We start from the raw sequence: 284 nt of genomic DNA, 5'->3' as shown, positions 1-284 counted from the left end.
TCCTTACCTTAAGATGACGAAGTTGTTGAGTGTTCACACAGATTGCCTTGATTCAAAGTAGTTAGAGCAAAGACCTGATGCGCCCTGGCGTGTCAGTGCTTGTTTGGTGAAAGCCAAACGAGAGAAGCCCTTTTGTTGGGTGTTGGGATGTGAATAATGGCGAAAGTCGTTACCCAATCACCTGCGCGCAAGCGCAAAGACAAATCCGGGTCCCCTTCGTCTAGAGGCCTAGGACACCGCCCTTTCACGGCGGTAACAGGGGTTCGAATCCCCTAGGGGACGCC

1 tRNA gene is annotated in these 284 nt (G+C 52.1%); it reads left to right on the top strand.

The annotated features are described in order from the left end of the window. Positions 1-209: 209 nt before the first annotated feature. Positions 210-282: transfer RNA gene (locus tag ACVDHI_RS20805), tRNA-Glu, on the top strand. Positions 283-284: the final 2 nt, after the last annotated feature.

Source organism: Aeromonas sp. 25-248, assembly GCF_053005425.1.
This window is presented reverse-complemented; position numbering and strand designations above follow the sequence as displayed.